Origin of the sequence: Hymenobacter sp. APR13, from assembly GCF_000737515.1 — a bacterium.
GTDB lineage: Bacteria > Bacteroidota > Bacteroidia > Cytophagales > Hymenobacteraceae > Hymenobacter.
Genome location: NZ_CP006587.1, coordinates 1,110,366 through 1,133,424 on the forward strand (window position 1 = coordinate 1,110,366; position 23,059 = coordinate 1,133,424).

Consider the following 23,059-nt stretch of genomic DNA (forward strand, 5'->3'; position numbering starts at 1 on the left):
CGGCACGGGTTGGGGGCTGGCTGCACTCACGAAATCCAGTTTTTACGACGGGGCGCGGAGGCCAGCCGTTCGGGTATGCCCGCAAAAAACGCCGCCACCGACTCGGGCAGGCCCTTGTCTAGTTGCTGCGAAATGCGGTAGAAGGGGTTGAAAAAGCTGTGTTGCCGGATGCCGATGCCGGTGGTGCCATCGGGGCCCATGGCCCAGGTGCCGCCAAACGTCTCCACCAAGCATTGCCCCAGAAAGCAGCCCAGCGCCGTTACCACGCCCTCGCGGGTGGCAGCCGTGAGGCTGGGGCGCTGCTGCTCGATGAACTCGGCCAGGCGCTGCACGGCGTCGGCGTCGTAGGCAGGCGCCTGCAGCTGGCGGCGCACGGCCTCGGCGGCAGCGGTGAGGGAAGCAAGTGGGTTAGGCGTAGGTTCGGGCATAAAGGTGAGTAACCGTGGACAGAAGCAAAGGACACGCGAATACCTGCTATCCGCTCAGCAGCAGACAGCAGGCGTAGGTACCGTTGGGTTAGTGGCTGTCACAGGGGCAAGGCACTTTGCCAAACTTGGCTTTGCGCTTGAAGGCGGAGGTCTTTTTTTGCTGCGGGGTGCGGCTCGCGCAGCCCGTGGCAGCAAGGCCCGAACCCAGCACGAGGGTGGCCATCAGCAAAGTCACAATCTTTCTCACCGGCGCAGATTTTGGGCAAATATACGGTTCTTTACCCGTTCGCCTTGGCTTACCTGCAACTTTCCCCACGTTTCGATTCTGCCCCATGCCCGCCGATTTTCAGCTCACGGCCAACGTCATCGACCTGTTTGCCAACACCATAGCCCCGGCCACCCTGCACATTGCCGACGGCCGCATCCGGTCCATCATCCCCACCGGCGCCCCGGCCCCCGACCCTACCCTGCCCTACGCCCTGCCCGGCTTCGTGGATGCCCACGTGCACGTAGAAAGCTCCCTGCTGATTCCGGCCGAGTTTGCCCGGCTGGCCGTGGTGCACGGTACCGTGGCCACCGTCTCCGACCCGCACGAAATCGGGAACGTGCTGGGCGTGGCGGGCGTGGAGTTTATGCTGGAAAGCGGCCGGCAGGTGCCGTTCAAGTTCTGCTTCGGGGCGCCTTCGTGCGTGCCGGCCACGCCGTTTGAAACGGCCGGCGCCGAAATCACGGCCCAGGATATCGAGCAGCTGTTTCAGAACCCCGAAATCGGCTACCTGGCCGAAATGATGAACTGGCCCGGCGTGCTCAACCGCGACGCCGGCGTGATGGAGAAAATCCAGCTGGCCCAGCGCTACAACCGCCCCGTGGATGGGCACGCGCCCGGTTTGCGCGGCGCCGACGCCGCCCAGTACGCCTCGGCCGGCATCAGCACCGACCACGAGTGCTTCACGGCCGCAGAAGCGCTGGACAAGCTGGCCGTGGGCATGAAGATTCTGATTCGGGAAGGCTCGGCGGCCCGCAACTTCGACGCCCTGATTGAGCTGCTGCCCGAGCACTACGAGCACCTGATGTTCTGCTCCGACGACAAGCACCCCGACACGCTGGTGCTGGGCCACATCAACCAGCTGGTGCAGCGGTCCGTGGCCCTGGGCCACGACGTGCTGAAGGTGCTGCGCGTGGCCTGCCGGAATCCCGTGGAGCACTACCGCCTGCCCGTGGGCTTGCTGCGCGAAGGCGACCCCGCCGACTTCATCGTGGTGGACGACCTGACGGACTTTCAGGTGCGCCAGACCTACCTCAACGGCGAGCTGGTGGCCGAAAACGGCCAGACCCGCATTGCCTCGGTGCCCGGCCGCGAAGTCAACAACTTCCACGCCCGCGAGGTATCGGCCGCCGAGTTCCAGCTCCCCGCCCCGAACCACGAACAACCAGAAACGAAAAACGAAATAAGAGTTATCGAGTGCTTCGACGGCCAGCTCATCACGGCCCGCCACGACGTGCCCGCCCGCGTGGAAAACGGCCTGGTAGTGCCCGACGTGGCGCATGATATCCTGAAGCTGACTGTGGTGAACCGCTACCACGCCGCGCCGCCGGCCGTGGCCTTCATCCAGGGCTTCGGGCTGAGGCGCGGCGCCCTGGCCAGCAGCGTCGGCCACGACTCGCACAACATCACGGCCGTGGGCTGCGACGACGAGAGCATTGCCCGGGCCGTGAACCTGGTGATGGAAGCCAAAGGCGGCTTGGCCGCCGTGGGCGCCAACGGCGAGGAATTGCTGCTGCCGCTGCCCGTGGCCGGCCTCATGTCCAGCCAGGACGGCTACCGCGTGGCCGCCGACTATGCCGCCATCGACGCGCTGTCGCGGGAGCTGGGCTCGCCGTTGGGGGCGCCGTTCATGACGCTGTCGTTTATGGCGCTGCTGGTGATTCCCAGCCTCAAGCTCTCCGACAAAGGCCTGTTCGACGGCGAGGCGTTCCGGTTTGTGGAAGCCGTGGTGTGACCTCACCCCCTAGCCCCCTCTCCAAAAGAGAGGGGGAACCAACTCTAAAAATCTAGCCTAAAAAAAGTCCACCGGACATTCCGGTGGGCTTTTCTGTTTTTTACTAAGTCTAGTTCCCCCTCTCTTTTGGAGAGGGGGCTAGGGGGTGAGGTCAAAACCGCTTTTTTAGCAGCTTTTCCATCTTTTCTTCCGTCAGGGGCTTCGAGAGGTACTCGATGTTGGGGTACTGGGCCACACGGGCGGTGTCGGCGGCGTGCATGGAGGTGGTCAGCACGGTGAGGACGGTTTGCTGGCGCACAGGTTCGGGCAGCTCGTTGAAGCGCTGCAGAAACTCGAAGCCGTCCATGCCGGGCATCTTCAGATCCACAAACACCAGATCAGGGGCGCCGTGGGCAGGAGCACCGGCCGTTTCCGTCCCCCAGAGGGCATCAAACGCCTGTTCGGCGCGGGAAAACGTCAGGACGTTGTCGGCCACTTCCAGCCGGGTCAGCAGGCGGTTGTTCAGGAAAATGGTGGTTTCGTTGTCGTCAATCAACACCACACTACGCAGCTTCTTTGGCATGGCCGGAAATCAGGAAAGTGAACTAACAAAACAGGCCACGCAGCCTTACAGCCAGCCTTGGGCACGCATCCAGTCGTCGTTGTAGATTTTGCCGAGGTAGCGCGTGCCGTGGTCGGGCAACACAATCACCATCGTGTCGCCTTCCTGCAGATGCTCGCGGGCGTATTCGAGAGCACCGTGCACAGCCGAGCCGCAGCTCCAGCCCACAAACAGGCCTTCTTCCTTGGCCAGGCGGCGCGTCATGAGGGCAGCATCCTGGTCGGTAACCTTGATGAAGAGGTCAATCAGGTCGAAGTCTACGTTTTTCGGCAGGATGTCCTCGCCGATACCTTCCGTCTTGTACGGGTAGATTTCGTTTTCGTCGAAGATGCCGGTTTCCTTGTATTTCTTGAACACCGAGCCGTAGGTATCCAAGCCGATGGTCACTACGGCCGGGTTCTGCTCCTTCAGGTACTTGGCCGTGCCGCAGATGGTGCCGCCCGTGCCCACGCCGCAGGCCAGGTGCGTGATGGTGCCTTCGGTCTGCTTCCACAGCTCCGGGCCGGTGCTCTCGTAGTGCGCCGCCGAGTTCGACATGTTGTCGTACTGATTGGGGTAGAACGAGTTGGGCGTTTCTTCGCTCAGGCGCTTGGCCACCGAGTAGTAGGAGCGCGGATCTTCGGGGGCCACGTCTACGGGGCACACCACCACCTGCGCGCCCACGGCCCGCAGAATGTCCTGCTTCTCCTTGCTTTGCTTGTCGCTCATCACGAAGATGCAGCTGTAGCCTTTGGCAATGGCGGCCAGGGCCAAACCCATGCCGGTGTTGCCGCTGGTGCCTTCGATGATGGTGCCGCCGGGCTTCAGCAGGCCAGCTTTTTCGGCGTCTTCCACCATTTTCACGGCCATGCGGTCTTTCACCGAGTTGCCGGGGTTGAAATATTCCACCTTGGCCAGGACAGTGCCTTTGATGCCGTCGGCGACGCGGTTGAGCTTCACCAGCGGCGTGTTGCCGATGGCCTCAACGATGTTATTCAGGTACATGGGTGAGCGTGAGAGGTGAGAGGGGAATTTTGGAGAGAGCGGAGGGCAAAGGTACGGATTTCGGGCGGGGCAAGATGGTGGAGTAGTAGAGCAGTGGGTTGGTGGGTTGGCAAGGACTGGAGTGGTGCCACGTTTTTTTTGTCGTAGTGTCTCTATGGTTGTTGCTGCTAGTGCGTCCCGTTCCACGATAATGGTGCCACGAGGCCTTCGGCAACTCGTAGCACCACTCCAGCGCCCGCCACTCCACCAAAACACCCGTCCACCACCTTGCCCCGGCCTTAAAAAAGGCTACTTTTGCACACCGGTTGCCTTATGGGCCACCCAATACCCCACCCTCAACCGAATAGCTCCTCTAACTCCCTCTACTAATGAGTGTTCTGGTAAACAAGGATTCTAAAGTGATTGTGCAGGGCTTTACCGGCTCTGAAGGCTCGTTCCACGCGCAGCAGATGATTGAGTACGGCACCAATGTGGTAGGCGGCGTAACGCCCGGCAAAGGCGGCACCATGCACCTCGATCGTCCCGTGTTCAACACCGTGGCCGAAGCCGTAGAGCAGGCCGGCGCCGACACCAGCATCATCTTCGTGCCCCCGGCTTTCGCCGCCGACGCTATTATGGAAGCGGCCGACGCGGGCATTAAAGTGATTGTCACCATCACCGAAGGCATTCCGACCAAGGACATGATTGCGGTGAAGGAGTACCTGAAAGGCCGCGAAGGTCTGCGCATGATCGGGCCGAACTGCCCCGGCGTCATGACCGCCGGTGAGTGCAAAGTGGGCATCATGCCCGGCTTCATCTTCACGAAAGGCAAAATCGGCATCGTTTCCAAGTCGGGTACCCTGACCTACGAAGCCGTTGACCAGCTCACCAAAGCCGGCCTGGGCCAGACCACGGCCATCGGTATCGGCGGCGACCCAATCATCGGCACCACCACCAAAGAAGCGGTGGAAATGCTGATGAACGACCCCGAAACCGAAGGCATCGTGATGATCGGTGAAATCGGCGGCGGCATGGAAGCCGAAGCTGCTCGCTGGATCAAGGAAACCGGCAACAAGAAGCCCGTTGTAGGCTTCATTGCCGGCCAGACTGCGCCTCCCGGCCGCCGCATGGGCCACGCCGGTGCCATCGTAGGCGGTGCCGACGACACGGCGGCTGCTAAAATGGCCATCATGCGCGAGTGCGGCATCCACGTAGTGGATTCGCCCGCCGAAATCGGCGACACCATGCTGCGCGTACTGGGCGGCAAGTAGTCGATTACCAACACCTGATTTTATAAAAAAGAGCCTTGGCACAAGCCAGGGCTCTTTTTTTGATGGTTTATTTCTTTAATTTGGCAGATTGTATACCCCTTAAACTTCACTATGCGCATCACTATTGAGAAAGTCTTGTCAGCTATCAGCCTGCTGACAACCGTTGCCTGCACCAAAGAAGTCGAGAGGGTTGTCGTGCAGGAAAAAGCATACAGCTGGGCGGAGGTGAAGCAGCTTGCCGGTAGTCAGAAGAACATCGTTCAGATAACTCAGGATGAAGCCTCGCTGTATCTGCAGCAGTTAGGGTACCTGGGGCGGCTCATGCCCCTACCCGGCGCAACGCAGCCCAACCGGCCGGGCTATTACTCGGCGGTCAGGCAGCCCCTCCAGCCGCTACCGTACGACCTCACTAACCGCATTCCAATGAATGGGCGGTTCTACCTGAAGCCGGTTGGCGAGGACAACATGACTCTGCGGGCCTTCCCGACTACCCACATCCCACCCGACAACCTGCCCGCCGACATCAGCCTGCGCCGCCTCGATCCGACGGCAGTAAGGTTCGTCAACAATCGGGCGAGCCCCTATTTTGCGCTGGGCGCAATTACCACGAACAACATTTCGCTGGTCGGCTACTCGGTAGCGCCCAGCGACCAGGCCCTGCACTTTGTGCTGAGCCGCCTAAGCCTGGAGTCGGGCGTACCAACGGGCCCCGTGACCGTCAGCTCACGCACTCTGACCATACCTCTCCCGCAGGCCCTGCCTTATACCATCGTGGCCGTTGACGACTACTTTCTGGTCAACGTCATTTCGTATGGCTTGTATAAAATCAGCGAAAGCGGCCAGGTCCAGCAGGTTCTGACGTTGCCAAACACGGCCATTACTTCCTTCTACAAGCACAAAGGCGTGCTATACGCCATCAACAATTCCGGACAGAGAGGGGTGTTCACCTCGTCGGATGACGCACAAACCTGGCAGCTACGCACTGGTATCCCCGATTACTTCGTGCTCAGCACCTTTCACGCAGTCGGCGACAGTATCGTGGGTATCACGCACGGCATTGATAACAACAGCTTGTACACGCTTCGCTGGCAGGGCAACACGCCGCGCGTACGGGAGCTGAAGAACGACGGCCTGAACCAGGCGGATTTCACGGACCTGGCTCAACTCGGCGACACTGTGTACCTGAGTACAACGAGCGGCTTGTTCAAGCGGCCTCTGAGTGCATTCTTCGAAAACCGCTAGCCAGCCGTTTGAGTCTTTGCGGCCCACTCATTTCCCCCCTTTTTGCCCGCCCACGTTCACCACAATGCCTAGCTGGAACACGGAGTTGGCGGCCTTCACGTATTTGCGGGGGATGAGGCCGAAGTTGCTGCCGCTGATGAGCTGCAGCTGCAGCGGGCCCAGCACCTCGATGCGGGTGTAGGTGATGGGCTCGAAGAAGATGTTGTACTCGGGGGCCCGGGCCACGCCGTTGAGGCGGAAATCGGTGATTTGCACGTAGCTGGCGCGCATAGCCGTGCCGTAGTTGAAGGGCCAGTCGCGGCCGAGGGCGCGGAAGCTTTTCTTTTCCTTGGACGTGTAGTTGGCCTGCAGGAAGTACTTGTGGAGCGTGCCCTCGCGGCGCTCGGTGGGCTGGTTGGTTTCGCGGCTGTACTCGGTGTACTTGGTAGCCCCGATGCCCACGCCGCCGTAGATTTCCAGCACCCGGCGGTCCTGGCGCAGACGGGTGTAGTAGCCCAGGCCGGCTTCCACGAAGTCGTGGTCTTCGGTCTGGCGGTTGTTTTTGCTGCCGAAGAAGCTCTGCTTCTTATCAGCGTGCAGGAAGGACGCGGAGGCCATCACGCCCAGGTGGTCCGTGACGGCGTAGGCGCCCTGCACGGCCGTGTTCTGGCTGAAGTTGGTGTGCAGGCCGGCGCTCCACTCGCCCTTCTGGGTGAGTAGCGGCACCTGCGGCGGCGGCGGAAAATACAGCGATGAGCAGCCGGCCAGAAATGGCAGCAGCAGAATCAAAAACGCGCGAAGCAAAGCAGGCATAAAACCGAAGGCAGTGAAAAAACCGGTGACAAAACGCCCGGAGCAGAGTTTCGTTGTGTAGCCGCAAGCAGGTCAGTTGCGTAGAGCGTACACCGCTTTCCTCATCTCCGGGGTTGCCCCTCCTTCAAACTTCGTGCTTTATGCCCAATACTTCCTACGATGCACTCATAATTGGCTCCGGACAGGCCGGTAATCCACTGGCTACGGCTCTGGCTAATGCCGGCCAGAAGGTGGTGCTGGTAGAGGAAAACAAGCTCGGTGGCTCCTGCATCAACTACGGCTGCTCGCCGGTGAAGGCCATGCTGGCCTCGGCCGAGCGCGCCCACCAGCTGCGCACCGCCGACAACTACGGCCTGGGCAGCCAAGAGCCCGCCGTGGATATGGCCGCCGTCATTGCCCGCAAAGACGCCATCATTGGCGAGATGCGCGAAGGCGTGCGCAGCAACCTTACCAAGGAAACGGCCGGCATTACGGTGCTGCACGGCCACGCCGCCTTCAGCGGCCCGCGCACGGTGCAGGTGGAGCTGGAAAACGGCAAAATCCAGGAACTGAAGGCTAAAAAGGTGTTCATCAACACCGGCACGCGGGCGGCCATTCCCGACATCGAAGGGCTGGATGGCCTGCCCTACCTTTCCACCACCCAGCTACTCGACCTGAAAGAATTGCCTGAGCACCTCGTGATTCTGGGCGGCGGCTACATCGGGCTGGAGTTCAGCCAGCTCTACCGCCGCCTGGGCAGCAAGGTCACCATCGTGGAGGCGGCCGCGCAGCTGCTGGAGCGCGAAGACGACGACGTATGCCAGGCTCTAACTAAGGTGCTGAGCCAGGAAGGCGTGGACGTGGTGCTGGGCGCCAAAGTGCGCAAAGTCAGCCACCACGACGGCACCTTCACCCTCACCGCCGACACCCGCTCCGGCGAGCGGCGCCTGCGTGGCTCGCACCTGCTGGTAGCCACCGGCCGCACGCCCAACACCGATACGCTGGGCCTGCAAGCTGCCGGCATCCAGCTTGATGAGAAAGGCTACATCCAGGTGAATGAGCGGCTGGAAACCGACGTGCGCGGCGTCTACGCCCTCGGCGACGTGCACGGCGGCCCCCAGTTCACCCACATCAGCTACGACGACTACCGCGTGGTGCGCGACGGCCTGCTGCACCGCAAATGGCGCTCGGCCAAGCAGCGGCCCCTGCCCTACTGCGTGTTCACCGAGCCTCAGCTGGGCCGCATCGGCCTGAATGAGGAGCAGGCCAAGGAGGAAGGCATAGCCTACCGCGTAGCCACCATGCCCGTCAGCACGATAGGCCGCGCCCGCGAAACCGGCCGCACCGCCGGCTTCTGGAAGGTGCTCGTGGGGCCCGATGACCGGCTGCTGGGCGCCACGGTGCTGTGTGCCGAGGGCGGCGAAATCATGAGCATGTTTCAGCTGATGATGGCCGGCAAGCTCAAGTACCAGCAGCTGCAGAACATGGTGCTGGCCCACCCCTGCTGGGCCGAAGGGCTGAACAACGTGTTTGCCAAGCTGGACAAGCCGAAGTAGCGGGTGTGGCGCGGACTTCAATCATCTGCCCTTGTGAATCGGTGGCATTGCCCGATTTTCACGGGCGGCGGACTGAAGTCCGCGCCACACGCAAACAGCCTTTCTACTACATGACCACCTTCGCCGAAACGCCCCGCCTGCTGCTGCGCGAGCTACAGCCCACCGACGCGCCTGGCATGTTTGCGTTGGACTCAGACCCAGAAGTGCAACGCTACGTCGGCAACCGGCCCGTGCTGACGCTGGCCGAAAGCCAGCAGGCCATAGCCTTTGTGCGGCGGCAGTACCAGGAAAACGGCATTGGCCGCTGGGCCGTGGAGCTCAAGGAAACCGGCGAATTCCTGGGCTGGGCCGGCCTGAAACTGATTCGCGAGCCACTCAACGGCCACGTCGATTTCTACGAGGTTGGGTACCGACTTATCCGGCGGTACTGGGGCCACGGCTATGCCACGGAAGCAGCCCGCGCCTCAGTGGCGTATGGCTTCCAGGAGCTGCGGCAGCCGGTACTCTACGCCATTGCCGACATGCAGAATCTGGCCTCCCGCGCCGTACTAGCGAAAGTCGGATTTCAGCACTTAGGCGAATTCGAGCACGAGGGCGTGCCCACGGCGTGGCTGGAGGCGCGGGCCACGGCTATTTAGCCTCACGACGATGAGCGCTAAATCGGTGCGGGTAAAAGACCACTCCGATACCGGCCGTGAAGGCGCTGTTACGAACTCGTCGGTCGTTGAATCCCTCATTCAAAGGTTTCTGGCCTAGTGGAGTTGAAAGCCCGATATTCACTTGCAACTGTGCCCAGGCTGGCTGCTGGTCGCTGAGGCCATTTCCGCGCAGAAAAAGCATTGGCTCTCCACGCAGCATATTCTTGATGGGCAGCGCTTGGGTGTTGTAAGTGATGGTTGTGAAGTCCACACTTGTGAGCCGGTAGGTGGCGCCTAGCGTCACCCGCTCCCATTCATATGCCACCCCAAGCTGCCCAAACAGCTTACGGTAGCGAGCCTGATAGACAGCCAACTCATCTGTCGAACCGAAAAAGATGTTAGGCTCTTTAAAACTACGCTCACTAACAGCATGCCCGCCTCCAAGCAGTCCGCTCACCAATAGCCGGTTAGTGGCCGGCCAGTAGCTGCCCACACCTATTTCATACTGCCGACTGTTGAAGTAAGTGGTATCATAGCCACCGCGGGGGCGGAAGCTGCCGGCGGCCGTCAGCACCATATAGCGCAATGGGGAGTAAGCTGCGCTGGCATCGAAACGGCTTGTGGGCAGCCAGTTTACTTGGGCTTCGGCCTGGCCTGCGGCCCGGAGCATAGGCATGTGCGGCTGCATCGGCGCATAGACGGAGCAGGCATTCAGCAACACGCTTGCCCCTACGGCACCAACCCCCAAAACCCACCCAGAATACTTGAAATCAATACTATCGGGCATATCAATCGTAGAATTATATGTTAATTCCGAAACAGCCCCGCCACGCGGTGCGGCAGTAGCCCGATGCCCAGCGCCACGTAGGAGCGCGCCTGCCGCAGCTGCCGGCGCGAGTAGTCCGGGTCTGGCTGGCGCCCATCGTAGCCCATAGCCACCGACCCGCCCAATGACAGCTGCAACTGCACGGGCCGCCCGCCCTGGTACGGGTCGCCGAGGCCGAAGCGCATGAGCAGCATGGGCTCGGCGCGCGTGAGCTGGCGCAGGTCGATGGGCTGGCCAACGTCGGTGAGCCGGGTAAAATAGAGACGAGTGCTGCGGCAGGATACACCCAGCGAAAACCGGTTACTGACCTCGTACAGGGCATAGGCTTCACCGAACAGCTTGTTGCAGCGCACGTCAAACTCATGCTGTACCGGCTCGCCCAGAAAGATGATCTGCCCGTCGTTGCGGTAGCGAGTCTGGTTGCGGATCTGGCCAAAGCCGCCCAGCACGCCCAGTGTCCAGCTGCGCGGCACCCAGTAGGTGCCGGCCGCCAGCTCGTACTGCCGGCCGCGCCAGAAAGTACTATCGCCGTGGTCGGAACGGCTGCCGAACGCGCCGCGCACCAGCACGTGCTTCAGTGGCGAATACGCTCCAGAAACTTCGCCCCGGCTCAGAAACGTGCTGGCCCGCACCTCCGACTCATGCTGCGCCCGGATATCAGGCGCTGCGTTCTGCATCGGCATGTACACGGCGCAGCCACTCAGGCCCCAGATTCCGGCAAGCAGCAGTAACGGCTTCATATAGTAACACATAGACAGATTCAGCGAGTAAGATACGCGGATTGAAAGTGTATAAAAAAGCCCGCCGCAACAGATGTTGCGGCGGGCTTTTCTTTTTCTGATCAATACAGGCGGAAGCCGGTGCTACACGTTTACTTGGCGTAGGCCACGGCGCGCATTTCGCGGATAACCGTGATTTTGATCTGGCCGGGGTACTGCATTTCCTTCTCGATCTTCTGGGAAATTTCGTAGCTCAGCTCCGAGGCGCGCTCGTCGGTCACGTTCTCGGCGTCCACCATCACGCGCAGCTCGCGGCCGGCCTGGATGGCGAAGCACTGATTCACGCCTTTGAAGCCGTTGGCAGTTTCTTCCAGCTGCTTGAGGCGCTTGATGTAGCTCTCCATCATCTCGCGGCGGGCACCGGGGCGCGAGCCCGAAATGGCGTCGCAGGCCTGCACGAGCGGCGAAATCATGGCCGTCATCTCAATTTCGTCGTGGTGGGCGCCAATGGCGTTTACCACGTCGGGATGCTCTTTGTACTTCTTGGCCATCTCCATGCCCAGGATGGCGTGGGGCAGCTCGGGCTCCTCGGTGCTTACTTTGCCGATGTCGTGGAGCAGGCCGGCACGCTTGGCTTTCTTCACGTCGAGGCCCATTTCGGCGGCCATGGTGGCGCAGAGGTTGGCTACTTCGCGCGAGTGCTGGAGCAGGTTCTGACCATACGAAGAGCGGAAGCGCATGCGGCCCACCATCTTGATCAGCTCGGGGTGCAGGCCGTGAATGCCGAGGTCGATGATGGTTTTTTCGCCGATTTCCACGATTTCCTCGTCGATGTTCTTGCGGGTTTTGGCCACAATCTCCTCGATGCGGGCCGGGTGAATCCGGCCGTCCTTCACCAGCAGGTGCAAGCTCAGGCGGGCCACCTCGCGGCGCACCGGGTCAAAGCCCGAGATGATGATGGCCTCGGGCGTGTCGTCCACAATGATTTCGACGCCGGTAGCGGCCTCCAGGGCCCGGATGTTGCGGCCCTCACGGCCGATAATCTTGCCCTTGACGTCGTCACTTTCGATGTTGAACACCGACACGCAGTTCTCAATGGCGTGCTCGGCGGCGGTGCGCTGGATGGTTTCCAGCACCACTTTCTTGGCGTCTTTGGTGGCCGACAGCTTGGCCTGGGCCACCACGTCCTTGATGTAGGAGCTGGCCTGAATCTGAGCTTCGTTCTTCAAAGACTCTACCAGCTGCTCGCGGGCTTCGGCGGCCGTCAGGCCCGAAATGGCTTCCAGTTGCTGCAGAATGTGCTGCTGCTTTTCGTTGAGTTCCTGGGTGCGCTGTTCCAGCTCGGTTTCCACTTCCTGCTCGCGCTGCTCCAGCTTGGCCAGCTGGTTTTCCAGCACGGTCTTACGCTTTTCTTCCTGCGCCTCCAGCTTCTCGCGCTGGGCCTGGGCCTGCGTCTCGATTCGCTCGCGGGTGGCGTCCAGCTCGGTTTCCTTGCGCTGGATTTGCTCCAGCTGGCGCTGGGTGGTGTCGGTGAGCTTCTTAATGGCCTGCTCCTGCTCCACTACGGTGGCGCGGCGCTCGGTCAGTTCCTGGTCTAGGGCCTGCTTCTGGCGGCGACTTTCCTGCTCCCACTCCTGCTTGAGGGTGCGGAATTTGTCTTTCGACTGCTGAATCCGCTCGTCGCGGGTGCGGGTGGCCTGCTGCTCCGCTTCAGCCAGCAGCTGCTGGGCGCGGGTTTTGGCTTCGGCTTCGTGGTCCTGGTTGGTTTTGCCAGCCAGCAGGCGCCCCACCACGATGCCGACCACAAGGGCCAGCACGGCGGCAAGAACAATATAAAGAGTGGTGGACATGGGCTAAGGTATTAAGAGAGGGAAGGAAGACCCACACCCCGCAAAACGGCCACATGCCAAACAACCCCGTTGCGCCGTTTGCGCCACCGGGGTTTCAAGCTGCACTACTACGCAGGTGCGGGCGTCTGGATCTTCAGACGAGCACCACTCCCGACAGCAGCTCATCGAGACGCGCGAGGCGCTCGGTCAGAACCGTGTCGGTACCATCTTTCTCCTTACTGACTTTCAGGCGGTCAGCCATCGTGGACAAGGCAATCATGGCCAGCAGATCCTGCTTGTCCTGAATGCCGTATTGCTCGCGAAATTCCTTGATCCGCTCGCCTAGCAGGCGGCCGGCCATACGGAGCCGCTCCTCATCCTGAGGCTCGACGCGCATCGGGTAGTCCCGTTCGGCAATGCGGATTTTGATGGATAGTTCGCTCATGGGAGCAGTCGTGGGTGGGGTTCGGTGATGGTTAGGTTACTCCCTCAAATAGGCAAGGCACTTATCTATTTCGCGGATGTATTCGTTGAGGCGCAGTTTCAGCTCGTTGACATTGGCCGGTTCGCCGGCTATGGTATTGACAAGTTTAGTGATATTCTCCTGATTGTGGAAATCCTTGAGCTGCCGCTCCCGGTCGCGCACGTCGGCCCGGAGCTGCTCCACAGTCGTCTGGGCATCGGCCAGCTCCTCGCGCAACTGCTGATAGGCAGTCACTAAGGTGTTCACCTGCCGCTCCAGGCGGTCTAGTTGAGCAAGCTGCTGGGAGGAAGCCATTTTTTTGGTTTTGTTTGGGTTGAAGTTAGGCAGCTTGAGTAAATCTTCCGCACCAAACCATTTGTCATTCCGACGAAGGAGGAATCTGAGTAGAACCGCTTTACCAATTCCACTCAGATTCCTCCTTCGTCGGAATGACAGGCGTTTACTTCCTGATCAGGGCCCCGGCCTGCTGCTCGAACTGCTGGATGAGGCGGTTCATCACCGAGTCGATAGCCTGGTCGGTGAGGGTCTGGGTGCTGTCCTGGAGCAGGAAGCTGACCGAGTAGCTCTTCTTGCCTTCACCCAGGTTGGGGCCTTCGTACACGTCGAACACGTTCACCTGCTGCAGGAGTTTCTTCTCGGTGCGGCGGGCAATCTGCTGGAGCTGGTCGAAGGTGACGGTTTTATCGACCACCACGCTCAGGTCGCGGCGCACTTCCGGGAACTTGGGCAGCTCGCGGGCCACGAGGCTGTTCTTGTACTTGCGCATCAGCCAGTCCCAGTCCAGCTCGGCGCACCATACAGGCTGGCTCACGTCGAGCTTCTTCAGCCACACACCCGACACGGCGCCGAGCTGCGCGATGGGCTGGTTCTGGGCCAGCAGCGTGAGGCCGCCGGCCAGCTGCGGGTGCTGCACCGGCTGCGAGGTAGGCGCCGGGAAACCCAGCGCCGCCAGCACCTGCTGCACGGCCCCGGCCAGCTGGTGGAAGCTGCTTTTCTCGGATTTCTGCTGCCAGGTTTCGGCCGCGGTGTTGCCGGTCAGGTAGAGCACCAGCTTGTTGCGCTCGTCGTAGCTGCCGTCGGGCTTGAGGTGGTAGGTTTTGCCGAACTCGTAGAGCTTCAGGTCGCGCTGGCGGCGGTTGACGTTGTGGCGCACCACTTCCAGGCCGCTGGGCAGCAGGCTGGGGCGCAGCACGTTCAGGTCGGCCGAGTTGAAGTTGAGCAGGCGCACCAGCGTCTCATCGGTTTCACCTTCCTTCTCGAAGTACAGCGAGTTGGTGATGGAATTGGTGATGATTTCGGAGAAGCCCTGGCCGCTGAGCAGCCGCGCCGTGTTCTGGCGGATGATTTCGGGGTCGGGGTTGGGGAAGCTGGCCAAGTAAGTGGCCGAGTTGTGCGGCCGCAAAGCCACGTGGTTGTAGCCGTAGATGCGTAGGATTTCCTCGATGATATCAGCCTCGCGGGTCACGTCCACCTTGTGGGGCGGCACGCTCAGAATCCACTCCGTGTGGCCGGCTTCGTTGGTTAGCTCCTCGCTGATGAGGATGTCGAGGTCGGTGAGGATCTGACGGATGCGCTCCGGCGCGATGAACTGGCCCACCAGCTTCTCCACGCGCGGCAGCCGCAGCCGCACCAGCGTGTGCCCGATGGCCGTCGGGTACTCATCCACGATGGGCGCCACGATGGTAGCGCCGGCCACTTCCTGCAGCAGCAGGGCCGCCCGTTTCAGGGCAATCAGCACCATGTTGGGGTCGGTGCCGCGCTCGAAGCGGAAGGAGGCGTCGGTTTTGAGCTGGTGCACCTGGCCGGTTTTGCGCACGGCTGCCGGCTGGAAGTAGGCGCTTTCCAGGAACACGCGGGTGGTGGCGTCGCTCACGCCCGAAGTTTTGCCGCCGAACACGCCGGCCAGCGCCATCGGCGCGCCATTCGCGTCGGCAATCACCAGGTCTTCGGCGCGCAGGGTGCGCTCGGTGCCGTCGAGGGTGGTGAACTTCTCGCCGGCTTCGGCGCGCTTCACCCGGATGTGGCTGCCGGTAATCTGGTCGGCGTCGAAGGCGTGCAGGGGCTGGCCCAGCTCGTGGAGCACGAAGTTGGTCACGTCCACCACGTTGTTGATGGGCGAGAGGCCGATGCTGCGCAATCGGCGCTGCAGCCACTCCGGCGAGGGGCCTACCTGCACGCCTTCCAGCAGCAGACCGGCGTAGCGCGGGCTGGCTTCGATATCTTCAATCGTCACCTGGATGTTCTGCGTGGCCTCGGCGGGGGCTTTGAACTGGCTGAGGTCGGGCAGCTGGCAGGGCTGGCGCAGCAAAGCGCGCAGCTCGCGGGCCACGCCGTAGTGCGAGGCCGCGTCGGCGCGGTTCGGAGTCAGCCCGATTTCGAACACCGAGTCGGAGCCCAGGCCGAAATAGTCGGCGGCGGGCGTGCCGTTGGGCAGGTCGGTGTCCAGCTCCATGATGCCAGCGTGCGAAGTGCCCAGCCCGATTTCGTCCTCGGCGCAGATCATGCCTTCGGAAGCCGCGCCGCGGATTTTGCTTTTCTTGATTTTGAACGGCTCGCCCTGGGCCGGGTAGAGCGTAGCGCCATCGAGGGCGACCACCACTTTGAGGCCGGCGCGCACGTTGGCGGCGCCGCACACAATCTGGCGGGGCTGGCCGTCGCCCACGTCCACGGTGGTGAGACTGAGCTTATCGGCGTCGGGGTGCTTTTCGCAGGTGAGCACCGTGCCCAGCACCACGCCGCGCAGACCGCCCGGAATGCTTTCCAGCTCCTCAATGCCTTCCACTTCCAGCCCGGAGCCCGTCAGGAGCTGGCCGATTTCCTCGGCGGGTTTATCGGTCGGAATCAGGGTGCGGAGCCAGTCGTAGGATATTTTCATGTGGGGTCAATGATTAGGTATTCGCTGATGGCGCAAGCGGCCCGGAGTTTCCAGGGCTAAAGCCCTGGGCTAGTCAGCGGCCAGCGTCAAACGATACATAGCCCAGGGCTTCAGCCCGGGGGCATTGGCACCGTTGCGGGTGCGTCAGTTCAGCAAAGGTACGGATTTGACGTAGCGGCCGAAAAGTGTAGCACGGACTTCAACCTGTAGCTCCTCCACATCGCGCAACATGGCTTGCAATGCGGGGCGAGCTACGGACTAAAGTCCGTGCTACCTTACTCTTTGTAGGCCTTCTCGCCGGCCGGAATGTCTATGGCCAGGCGGTTGTCCTGGGGCGGGACGGGGCAGGCAAAACCGTCGTTGTAGGCGCAGAATGGGTTGTAGGCGGCGTTGAAGTCGAGCACGATTTCGGTGTCGCCGGCGGCGGGCTTGGTGGCGTCGAGGTAGCGGCCGCCGCCGTAGCTGCCGCGGCCGTTGGTGCGGTCGGTAAACGGAATGAACAGGGTGGAATCCTTGCCGTCGGCCTTCAGAAACAAGGTCAGCTTGTATTCCTGCTTGCTCAAAATGAAGCTGGCCCGGCCCCAGCGCAGATATTTGTCGGCCTTGCCGGTGGTGAGGGGCAGCTCCACGGTGTCGCGCTGCGGAAACTGCTCCAGCTGCGCCTCGAAGCGGTAGGCCGGGTCGGCGGCGTAGTAGTTCAGGCTGTCGAAGGTGTTGCGCTGCTCCTCGCTGAGCGGCGAGCCTTTCACGCGGCGGAAACTGTCGTCCTTTTCCTTGCGGGCTTTGCGCAGGCGGGCGGCGTACTGGCCGTCGTTGAAGACAAGGTCCTGCAGGAAATAGCCGATTACGAGCAGCAGGCCGAGGCCGACGAGCAGTTTGGGGTTGATACGCATGGCGGCAAAGGTACTGGCTGCGGGGTGTTTCGTCTTGGCGGGAGGTGCTGCGCTGCAGGCGAAAGGTGTTTTTGATTGGCCAAGACCTGTTTTGCCTTGGGCGAAGGGTATTTTTGTTCGGGCAAGACGTGTTTCGGGTTGCTCGAAGGGTATTTTGCCTCAGACAAAGGGAGTTTGCTTTAGTCGGATGGTATTTCGTGTTGGTCGGGGGGTATTTTGTGTTGGTCGGGAGGTATTTTGCCTCGGCCAAAGGGTGTAGAGACGCCTGCCTGCGTTTCATCGGTGAACGGCCGGAGCCGCGCCGGTTAAATAACATCAGCAACGACGAGACGCAAAATATTGCGTCTCTACATCGGGCTAGCTGGTTTTACAGCATGCCTTCGTCGGCGAAGCTATAATAGCTGGCGTCGGTGTAGATCAAATGGTCGAGGATAGGCAGGTCGAGGAACTGGCCGGCTTCCTTGAGCTTGCGGGTGAGGGCAATGTCGGCGGCGCTGGGGTTGCGGTTGCCGCTGGGGTGGTTGTGCACCAGAATCACGCTACTGGCCAGCTGCTCCAGCGCCTCCTTGAAAATCAGCTTCGGGTCGGCGACGGTGCCGGCTACCCCGCCGCGGCTGATGCTGACGGTGCGCATCACCACGTTGGCCCGGTTCAGGAGCACCACCCAGAACTCTTCGTGCGGCAGATCCTGCAGGTGGGGCTGCACCACACGGTAGATGTCGCGGGAGCAGGTGATGGTGGTGCGGGCCGGGGCGTCGGCCTCCTTGCGGCGGCGGCCTAGCTCCAGCGCCGCTATAATGGTAATGGCCTTGGCCTCGCCAATGCCTTTTTGGCGCATCAGCTCCTTCAGCGAGAAGCGGGCCAGGGCGTTGAGGTCGTTCTGAGCGGCGCTGAGCACCAGCTTGGCCACGTCTACGGCCGAGAGCTTGGCGGTGCCCGAGCCCAGCAGAATGGCCAGCAGCTCGGCGTCGGAAAGGGCCGCGCGGCCCTTCTGCATCAGCTTTTCGCGGGGCCGGTCTTCCTCAGCCCAGCTCTTGATACCGAAAGAGGCCGGGGTTTCGTACGGCATAGCGGCGGCTTCCGGCGCCGGCTTATTTTCAGACAGATTGTCAACGGCTTGCATACGGCACTGAGGTTGCAGGGAGCCGGCAAGTAAAGTAAAAACCCTGTTCTTTCGTCTGCCCTGGCAGACTGGCCGACTGAACCAATTCCGGCCGGCCGAGTTTCTACCCCCGATATGCTTCGTTCCCTTTCTGGTATTCTGTTTCTGCTGCTGTTTCTGGCCGCCGAGTGGTATGGCTTCCAGGCCGTCCGCACGGCGCTGCACAGCGCCTCTCCCGTCACGCGCAAAACCGCCAATTTTCTCTACTGGCTCCTGACGGTGCTGCTCTGGGGCATTGCCATCTGGGCCATGGCCACCCGGGCTCAGGGCCACGCGCCCTACAAGGCCTACCTCACCAGCTTGCTGCTGGGGCTGCTGATTGCCAAGGTGGTTGTGCTGCTGTTTTTGTTTCCCGAAGATCTGGTGCGCGGCATCCGCAGCCTGGCCCAGCGCTTTTCGGGCCAGCCGGCCGGCGCGGCCGGCACGGGCATTTCGCGCAGTGAGTTTCTGAGCAAAATTGCCCTCGTGACGGCCGCCGTGCCGTTTGTGGCGCTGGCCTGGGGTATGCTGAAAGGCGCCACCGACTACCGCGTAAAGCGTGTGACGCTGCGCTTCCCCAACCTGCCGGCCTCGTTCGACGGGTTTAAGCTGCTGCAGATTTCCGACCTGCACACCGGCAGCTTCGCCTCCACCGAGCCGCTGCAGCGCGCCGTGGCCCTCATCAACCAGCAAAACGCCGACCTGGTGGTGATGACCGGCGACCTGGTAAACAACGTGGCCACTGAGGTGGAAGACCACATCGATACGCTGGCCCAGATCCAGAGCAAGCTGCAGAAGCTCTCCATCCTCGGCAACCACGACTACGCTGACTACGTGGACTGGACCGAGCAGGGCGGCGCCGCGGCCAAGGCCGCCAACCTCGACCGGCTCAAGGGCAACCACGCCAAAATCGGCTGGAAGCTGCTGCTCGATGAAGCCCACCACATCGAGCGCAACGGCGAGAAAATCGCCATTCTGGGCATTCAGAACTGGGGCGCGGCCATGCGCTTCCCCAAATACGGCGACCTAGCCAAGGCCCACGCCGCCGCCGACCCCGGCGCCCCGTTCAAGATTCTGCTCTCCCACGACCCTTCGCACTGGGACGCGCAGGTGCGGCCCGAGTTTCCGGATGTGGACCTGACGCTTTCGGGCCACACCCATGGCATGCAGTTCGGCGTGAATCTGCCCTTCTTCAAGTGGAGCCCGGTGCAGTACGTGTACAAGCAGTGGGCTGGCCTCTATCAGCAGGGCAAGCAGTATCTGTACGTGAACACCGGGTTGGGCTACATCGGCTACCCGGGCCGGGTAGGTTTCCTGCCGGAAATCACTGTGTTTGAGCTGCGCCGGGCGTAAGCCAAACAAAGCTGACCATCAGACACTTTCCTACGCAGCAGACGGCCGGCAACCGACAGCATGTCGGAAGGACGCGTCTGCCGTCACCTTTTTTAATTCTTATATGAAGCCTGTTCATTGGCGCCCATTGTGGCTGAGTGCAGCCATCGGGCTGGCCGGCTGCTACGGCAACACGGTGCCCGGCTCTACCTCCTCCATCGGCAGCTCGGCGCCCATCGATACTACGCTGTACGCGCCTCCTCCCAAAGGGCCGCTTACCTACCGTAGCCAGCAGCCCCGGCTCGACCAGCCGCTCCCGCCTAAGGTTTCGACCGACACGAACGTGGCCGCCCGCATTCGGACGCCCCGTGTGGCAACGTATGTACCCGCCGCCCGGCCCCGCCCGGCAGCCTCCACCCTGCCCGACACCCGCCGCGTGCAGGAAGATACCGAGCGGGAGCTTCAGGCCCTGTCGCCGGTGGGCCAGCTGCCGGCATCACCGGTGCCTCAGACGGATGTAACCTCCCGCCCGCCCGCATCAACTGCTACCCCGCCTGCGCTATCCACTACCGACTAGCGGCTTACTGCCGGCCCGTTCTGTCCCGCCACAAACCTATGGCAAGGCAAAACGGGCCGGCGAGCCGGTGGTTGCGCATTAAAAAGAGCTGAATCAGCAGAGAAATCAGGCTAGACCGGGGAAAGACTTCCGGGGAAGAGGACGTATGCATTGCCGATGGCAACTGAATTTCAGGGGCAACCGTATACGCGCCATTGGATTTTTCCTACCCAATTCTCTCCCTTTTCCACAACCCCTCTCTGTCATGAAAAAGACTCTGTTCCTGCTTTCGGCTGCGGCTGCCTTCACAATGGCTTCGTGCTCCGACAACAAAACCACCGACACTGCCACCACCACTGATGGCATGACGACCACGACCACGACAACCACCACCACGGCCTATTCCGACGACGCCATCCAGCAGCGCGCCGACCGGATTGCCGCCGCCATGGCCGCCAAGATGAAGTTCGACGATGCCACACGCGAGAAGGTGCGCACTGTGTACCTCAACCGGGGCAAGCGCCTGGGCGAGCTGCAGACCCAGTATGCCACCGACACCACCGGTATGGCCGCCGCTATGCGCACCGCCTACATGGATGCCGATACGGAAATGAAGTCTGTTTTCACCGACCCCACCCAATATTCGGCCTACGAAACCAGCCGCATGGACTACCGCGACGACCTGTACATGGATGACATGAGCAGCACACCGGAAGTAAGCACCACCGATGCATCGGCCTCGAACAGTTCGATGAGCATGGAAGAAGGCAAAACCAAAGGTGCCGACGGCAGCAAAGTGAAAGTTTCGGCTGATGGCGACGTGAAAGTGAAAGACGCCGAAGGCAACAAAATGAAAGTGGATGGCGACGATGGCACCATGAAGGCCAAAACCGAAGACGGCAAAACCAAAGTAGAGTAGTCGTTTTCCGGCCCGCTTTGGCAGGCTGCCCGCCTTGTTAAGAATTTGCGCTGCTCGTCGGTGCGGATCTTCATTTGGCCGATTACAGTTTCCTGACCATCGCAAAAGCCCGAACCTGCAACGGTTCGGGCTTTTTTTGGCTCTGTTGTTGGCTACCTTGCCGGTTGCTGGCCTTATTTCTGGTTGATGAGCATTTTGATGAAGTATTTGCGCAGCTGGCTGCGGTTGTTTTTGCTGCCTACGTCCTGGAACCGCCTGCTAGCAGGTTGTTCCGGAGTAGTGCTGCTGGTAGTGCTCTTTTCCGGCACTGCTACCGCGCAGGTTCGCATATCGGGCTCGGTGCTGGAAGCCGGCACGGGCCGCAGCATTCCCGGCGCGGCCGTTATCGTGCAGGGCACCGGCCGCGGCACCATCGCCGACCAGGAAGGTGACTTCCGGCTGGATGCCGGCAACCGCGACACGCTGGTATTCCGGGCGTTGGGCTTCCGGACGCGCCGCGTACCGCTGGGCGGCACCGGCCTTTCGCAACTGGTGATGCAGGTGATGATGGTGCGCGACAGTGTGCTGCTAGGCGAAGTGCGCGTGACGGAAGGCCGCCCCGACCGCGCCGCTATCAACCGGGCTCTGCGCAATATCAAGCGCCCCAGCACCGCCCCGGCCAGCGCCGTGAAGCGCCCACCAGCGCCGCGCCCCCTGTTCCCAGTTGATACCATTGCCCCGCGGGCTGTGGCCCCTACCCTAGCCAGTCCGGTTAGCCTGATCTACGAACAGTTTTCGCGTGCTGGCCAGGAGCGCCGCAAGATGGAGGAAATCCGCGCCAAGGAAGCCGCCGAGCAGGCCCGCAAAGAGCGTCTGAAGTACAACAAGAATTTCAAGGACAACCGCGGCTACGAAGTGCGGTAAAACCGCGTGTGGCATGTCAAAAGACCGTTCTGCTTTGCTCCGCTCTGCAGGGCGGTAATTGCACTTCACTATTCCGCTACCAACCCGCCCGCCGGCCCTACCGTAAGCCCGAAGATGAAAATCGGGTATCCCTGCATGAATAATTCGTTGGACTGCACTTCGGCGTCCACGTTCCGGCTGGCATCTTATTCAGATGAGCGGCTGGTGGAAACCGTAGCGTCCAATCTGGCGTGTCTGCGCCGCATCCTGGAGTACAACGTGGCCCACGGCTTGCTGTTCTTCCGCATCGGCTCCGACATTGTGCCGTTTGCCTCACACGCCATCAACACATTTCCCTGGCAGACGCACTTTGCGGCTGAGTTTCGCGCCATCGGTGACTACATCAAAGCCCACAGCATGCGGATTTCGCTGCATCCCGACCAGTTTGTGGTGCTCAACTCGCCCAACCCCGACATCGTGCAGCGCAGCATTGCCGAGTTGGTTTACCAGGGCTCGATGCTGGATCTGATGGAGCTCGACAGCACGGCCAAGCTCCAGATCCATCTGGGCGGCCTCTACGGCGACCGGGAAGCCGCCATTGCCCGCTTTATTGCGGTGTGGCACACGCTGCCGCCAGCCGTGCAGGTGCGCGTGGTGGTTGAAAACGACGACCGGCTTTTCAGCCTGCAGGACTGCCTGCAGCTACATGCGGCCACCGGCCTGCCTATTCTGTTCGACAATTTCCACCACGAGTGCCTCAACCATGGCGAGCCGATGGCGGAAGCCCTGCGCTTGGCCGCCGCCACCTGGCACCCCACCCGCGACGGAGTAATGATGATGGACTACAGCTCCCAATCAAGAGGCGAGCGGAAGGGCAAGCACGTTGCCGCCATTGAGGAAGACCTGTTCCGCGACTTTGTGCAGCAGCTTGAGGGCCTTGATGTAGATATTATGCTGGAAATCAAGGACAAGGAAGCCAGTGCCCACCGCGCCTGCACCATCCTGCGCGACCTGTCGATGGTGCCGGCGGCGCCGGCTGGTTATGTGGCACCCATCTTTCCGGCCCCGGGCCAGCCAGTTGCCGCTAAATCCCGTAAACCACGTAAGTCAGCCGCAGCAGAATAGGCCGTAGC

The 23,059-nt window shown here is 61.5% G+C and carries 21 protein-coding genes and 1 pseudogene; 10 read left to right on the forward strand and 12 right to left on the reverse strand.

The window, feature by feature from the left end; all coding sequences use genetic code 11:
* Nucleotides 1–26: 26 nt before the first annotated feature.
* On the reverse strand, nucleotides 27–428 hold the full coding sequence (locus N008_RS04680; RefSeq protein WP_044014126.1) for a hypothetical protein: 402 nt from the start codon (nucleotides 426–428) through the stop codon (nucleotides 27–29).
* Nucleotides 429–760: 332 nt separating this feature from the next.
* Here N008_RS04680 and ade point away from each other — a divergent pair, with 332 nt between their 5' ends.
* Entirely contained in the window at nucleotides 761–2,428 is a 1,668-nt protein-coding gene (gene ade / locus N008_RS04685; RefSeq protein WP_044014128.1) for an adenine deaminase, read from the forward strand.
* A 151-nt stretch (nucleotides 2,429–2,579) separates the two neighbouring features.
* Here ade and N008_RS04690 read toward each other — a convergent pair whose 3' ends face one another.
* Together N008_RS04690 and N008_RS04695 are read right to left on the reverse strand one after the other, a co-directional pair.
* A complete protein-coding gene (locus N008_RS04690; RefSeq protein WP_044014130.1) occupies nucleotides 2,580–2,990 on the reverse strand; it encodes a response regulator in 411 nt (136 codons plus the stop codon).
* 48 nt (nucleotides 2,991–3,038) lie between these two features.
* Nucleotides 3,039–4,013 (reverse strand): annotated as a pseudogene (locus N008_RS04695) (PLP-dependent cysteine synthase family protein); the annotation flags it as partial.
* Between the two features lie 368 nt (nucleotides 4,014–4,381).
* On the opposite strand from N008_RS04695, the gene sucD reads away from it, so the two are divergent.
* Together sucD and N008_RS04705 are read left to right on the forward strand one after the other, a co-directional pair.
* Nucleotides 4,382–5,263, forward strand: a complete 882-nt coding sequence (sucD, locus tag N008_RS04700; protein ID WP_044014134.1) for a succinate--CoA ligase subunit alpha — start codon at nucleotides 4,382–4,384, stop codon at nucleotides 5,261–5,263.
* A gap of 111 nt (nucleotides 5,264–5,374) precedes the next feature.
* Nucleotides 5,375–6,505: a hypothetical protein gene (locus N008_RS04705; protein WP_044014136.1), complete on the forward strand. Its 1,131-nt coding sequence runs from the start codon at nucleotides 5,375–5,377 to the stop codon at nucleotides 6,503–6,505.
* A gap of 27 nt (nucleotides 6,506–6,532) precedes the next feature.
* On the opposite strand, the gene N008_RS04710 is transcribed toward N008_RS04705, so the two are convergent.
* Nucleotides 6,533–7,297, reverse strand: a complete 765-nt coding sequence (locus N008_RS04710; RefSeq protein ID WP_044014138.1) for an outer membrane beta-barrel protein — start codon at nucleotides 7,295–7,297, stop codon at nucleotides 6,533–6,535.
* 140 nt (nucleotides 7,298–7,437) lie between these two features.
* On the opposite strand from N008_RS04710, the gene N008_RS04715 reads away from it, so the two are divergent.
* Both N008_RS04715 and N008_RS04720 read left to right on the forward strand, forming a co-directional pair.
* On the forward strand, nucleotides 7,438–8,832 hold the full coding sequence (locus tag N008_RS04715) for a mercuric reductase (RefSeq protein WP_044014140.1): 1,395 nt from the start codon (nucleotides 7,438–7,440) through the stop codon (nucleotides 8,830–8,832).
* 110 nt (nucleotides 8,833–8,942) lie between these two features.
* Complete coding sequence (locus N008_RS04720) at nucleotides 8,943–9,470, forward strand: GNAT family N-acetyltransferase (protein ID WP_044014142.1); 528 nt, start codon at nucleotides 8,943–8,945, stop codon at nucleotides 9,468–9,470.
* Here N008_RS04720 and N008_RS04725 read toward each other — a convergent pair.
* The 8 genes from N008_RS04725 to radC form a co-directional block, all read right to left on the reverse strand.
* On the reverse strand, nucleotides 9,463–10,257 hold the full coding sequence (locus N008_RS04725; RefSeq protein ID WP_044014144.1) for a hypothetical protein: 795 nt from the start codon (nucleotides 10,255–10,257) through the stop codon (nucleotides 9,463–9,465). The two genes, N008_RS04720 and N008_RS04725, sit on opposite strands and share 8 nt — an antisense overlap.
* 20 nt (nucleotides 10,258–10,277) lie before the next feature.
* Nucleotides 10,278–11,036 (reverse strand): hypothetical protein, encoded by a 759-nt coding sequence (locus N008_RS04730; protein ID WP_044014146.1) that lies wholly within the window; start codon nucleotides 11,034–11,036, stop codon nucleotides 10,278–10,280.
* A gap of 131 nt (nucleotides 11,037–11,167) precedes the next feature.
* Nucleotides 11,168–12,865 (reverse strand): ribonuclease Y, encoded by a 1,698-nt coding sequence (rny, locus tag N008_RS04735; RefSeq protein ID WP_044014148.1) that lies wholly within the window; start codon nucleotides 12,863–12,865, stop codon nucleotides 11,168–11,170.
* A 133-nt stretch (nucleotides 12,866–12,998) separates the two neighbouring features.
* Nucleotides 12,999–13,289, reverse strand: a complete 291-nt coding sequence (locus tag N008_RS04740) for a cell division protein ZapA (protein ID WP_044014150.1) — start codon at nucleotides 13,287–13,289, stop codon at nucleotides 12,999–13,001.
* A 36-nt stretch (nucleotides 13,290–13,325) separates the two neighbouring features.
* Nucleotides 13,326–13,622: a hypothetical protein gene (locus tag N008_RS04745; RefSeq protein WP_044014152.1), complete on the reverse strand. Its 297-nt coding sequence runs from the start codon at nucleotides 13,620–13,622 to the stop codon at nucleotides 13,326–13,328.
* Nucleotides 13,623–13,767: 145 nt separating this feature from the next.
* A complete protein-coding gene (gene pheT / locus N008_RS04750; protein WP_044014154.1) occupies nucleotides 13,768–16,203 on the reverse strand; it encodes a phenylalanine--tRNA ligase subunit beta in 2,436 nt (811 codons plus the stop codon).
* Between the two features lie 275 nt (nucleotides 16,204–16,478).
* A complete protein-coding gene (locus N008_RS04755) occupies nucleotides 16,479–17,096 on the reverse strand; it encodes a DUF1684 domain-containing protein (RefSeq protein WP_052381198.1) in 618 nt (205 codons plus the stop codon).
* Between the two features lie 367 nt (nucleotides 17,097–17,463).
* The gene (radC, locus tag N008_RS04760) at nucleotides 17,464–18,165 is read right to left on the reverse strand and encodes a RadC family protein (RefSeq protein WP_044018319.1); all 702 of its coding nucleotides are present in this window, start codon (nucleotides 18,163–18,165) and stop codon (nucleotides 17,464–17,466) included.
* A 168-nt stretch (nucleotides 18,166–18,333) separates the two neighbouring features.
* On the opposite strand from radC, the gene N008_RS04765 reads away from it, so the two are divergent.
* From N008_RS04765 to uvsE, 5 genes are all read left to right on the forward strand, one after another.
* Entirely contained in the window at nucleotides 18,334–19,590 is a 1,257-nt protein-coding gene (locus N008_RS04765; RefSeq protein WP_044014156.1) for a metallophosphoesterase, read from the forward strand.
* Between the two features lie 103 nt (nucleotides 19,591–19,693).
* The gene (locus tag N008_RS04770; protein ID WP_156109018.1) at nucleotides 19,694–20,146 is read left to right on the forward strand and encodes a hypothetical protein; all 453 of its coding nucleotides are present in this window, start codon (nucleotides 19,694–19,696) and stop codon (nucleotides 20,144–20,146) included.
* Between the two features lie 244 nt (nucleotides 20,147–20,390).
* Entirely contained in the window at nucleotides 20,391–21,044 is a 654-nt protein-coding gene (locus N008_RS04775) for a hypothetical protein (RefSeq protein ID WP_044014158.1), read from the forward strand.
* A 186-nt stretch (nucleotides 21,045–21,230) separates the two neighbouring features.
* On the forward strand, nucleotides 21,231–21,947 hold the full coding sequence (locus N008_RS04780) for a carboxypeptidase-like regulatory domain-containing protein (RefSeq protein ID WP_052381199.1): 717 nt from the start codon (nucleotides 21,231–21,233) through the stop codon (nucleotides 21,945–21,947).
* A 114-nt stretch (nucleotides 21,948–22,061) separates the two neighbouring features.
* Nucleotides 22,062–23,051 carry a UV DNA damage repair endonuclease UvsE gene (gene uvsE, locus N008_RS04785; protein WP_081910613.1) on the forward strand — a complete coding sequence of 330 codons (990 nt, stop codon included), beginning with the start codon at nucleotides 22,062–22,064 and terminating at the stop codon, nucleotides 23,049–23,051.
* The last annotated feature ends 8 nt before the right edge of the window (nucleotides 23,052–23,059 follow it).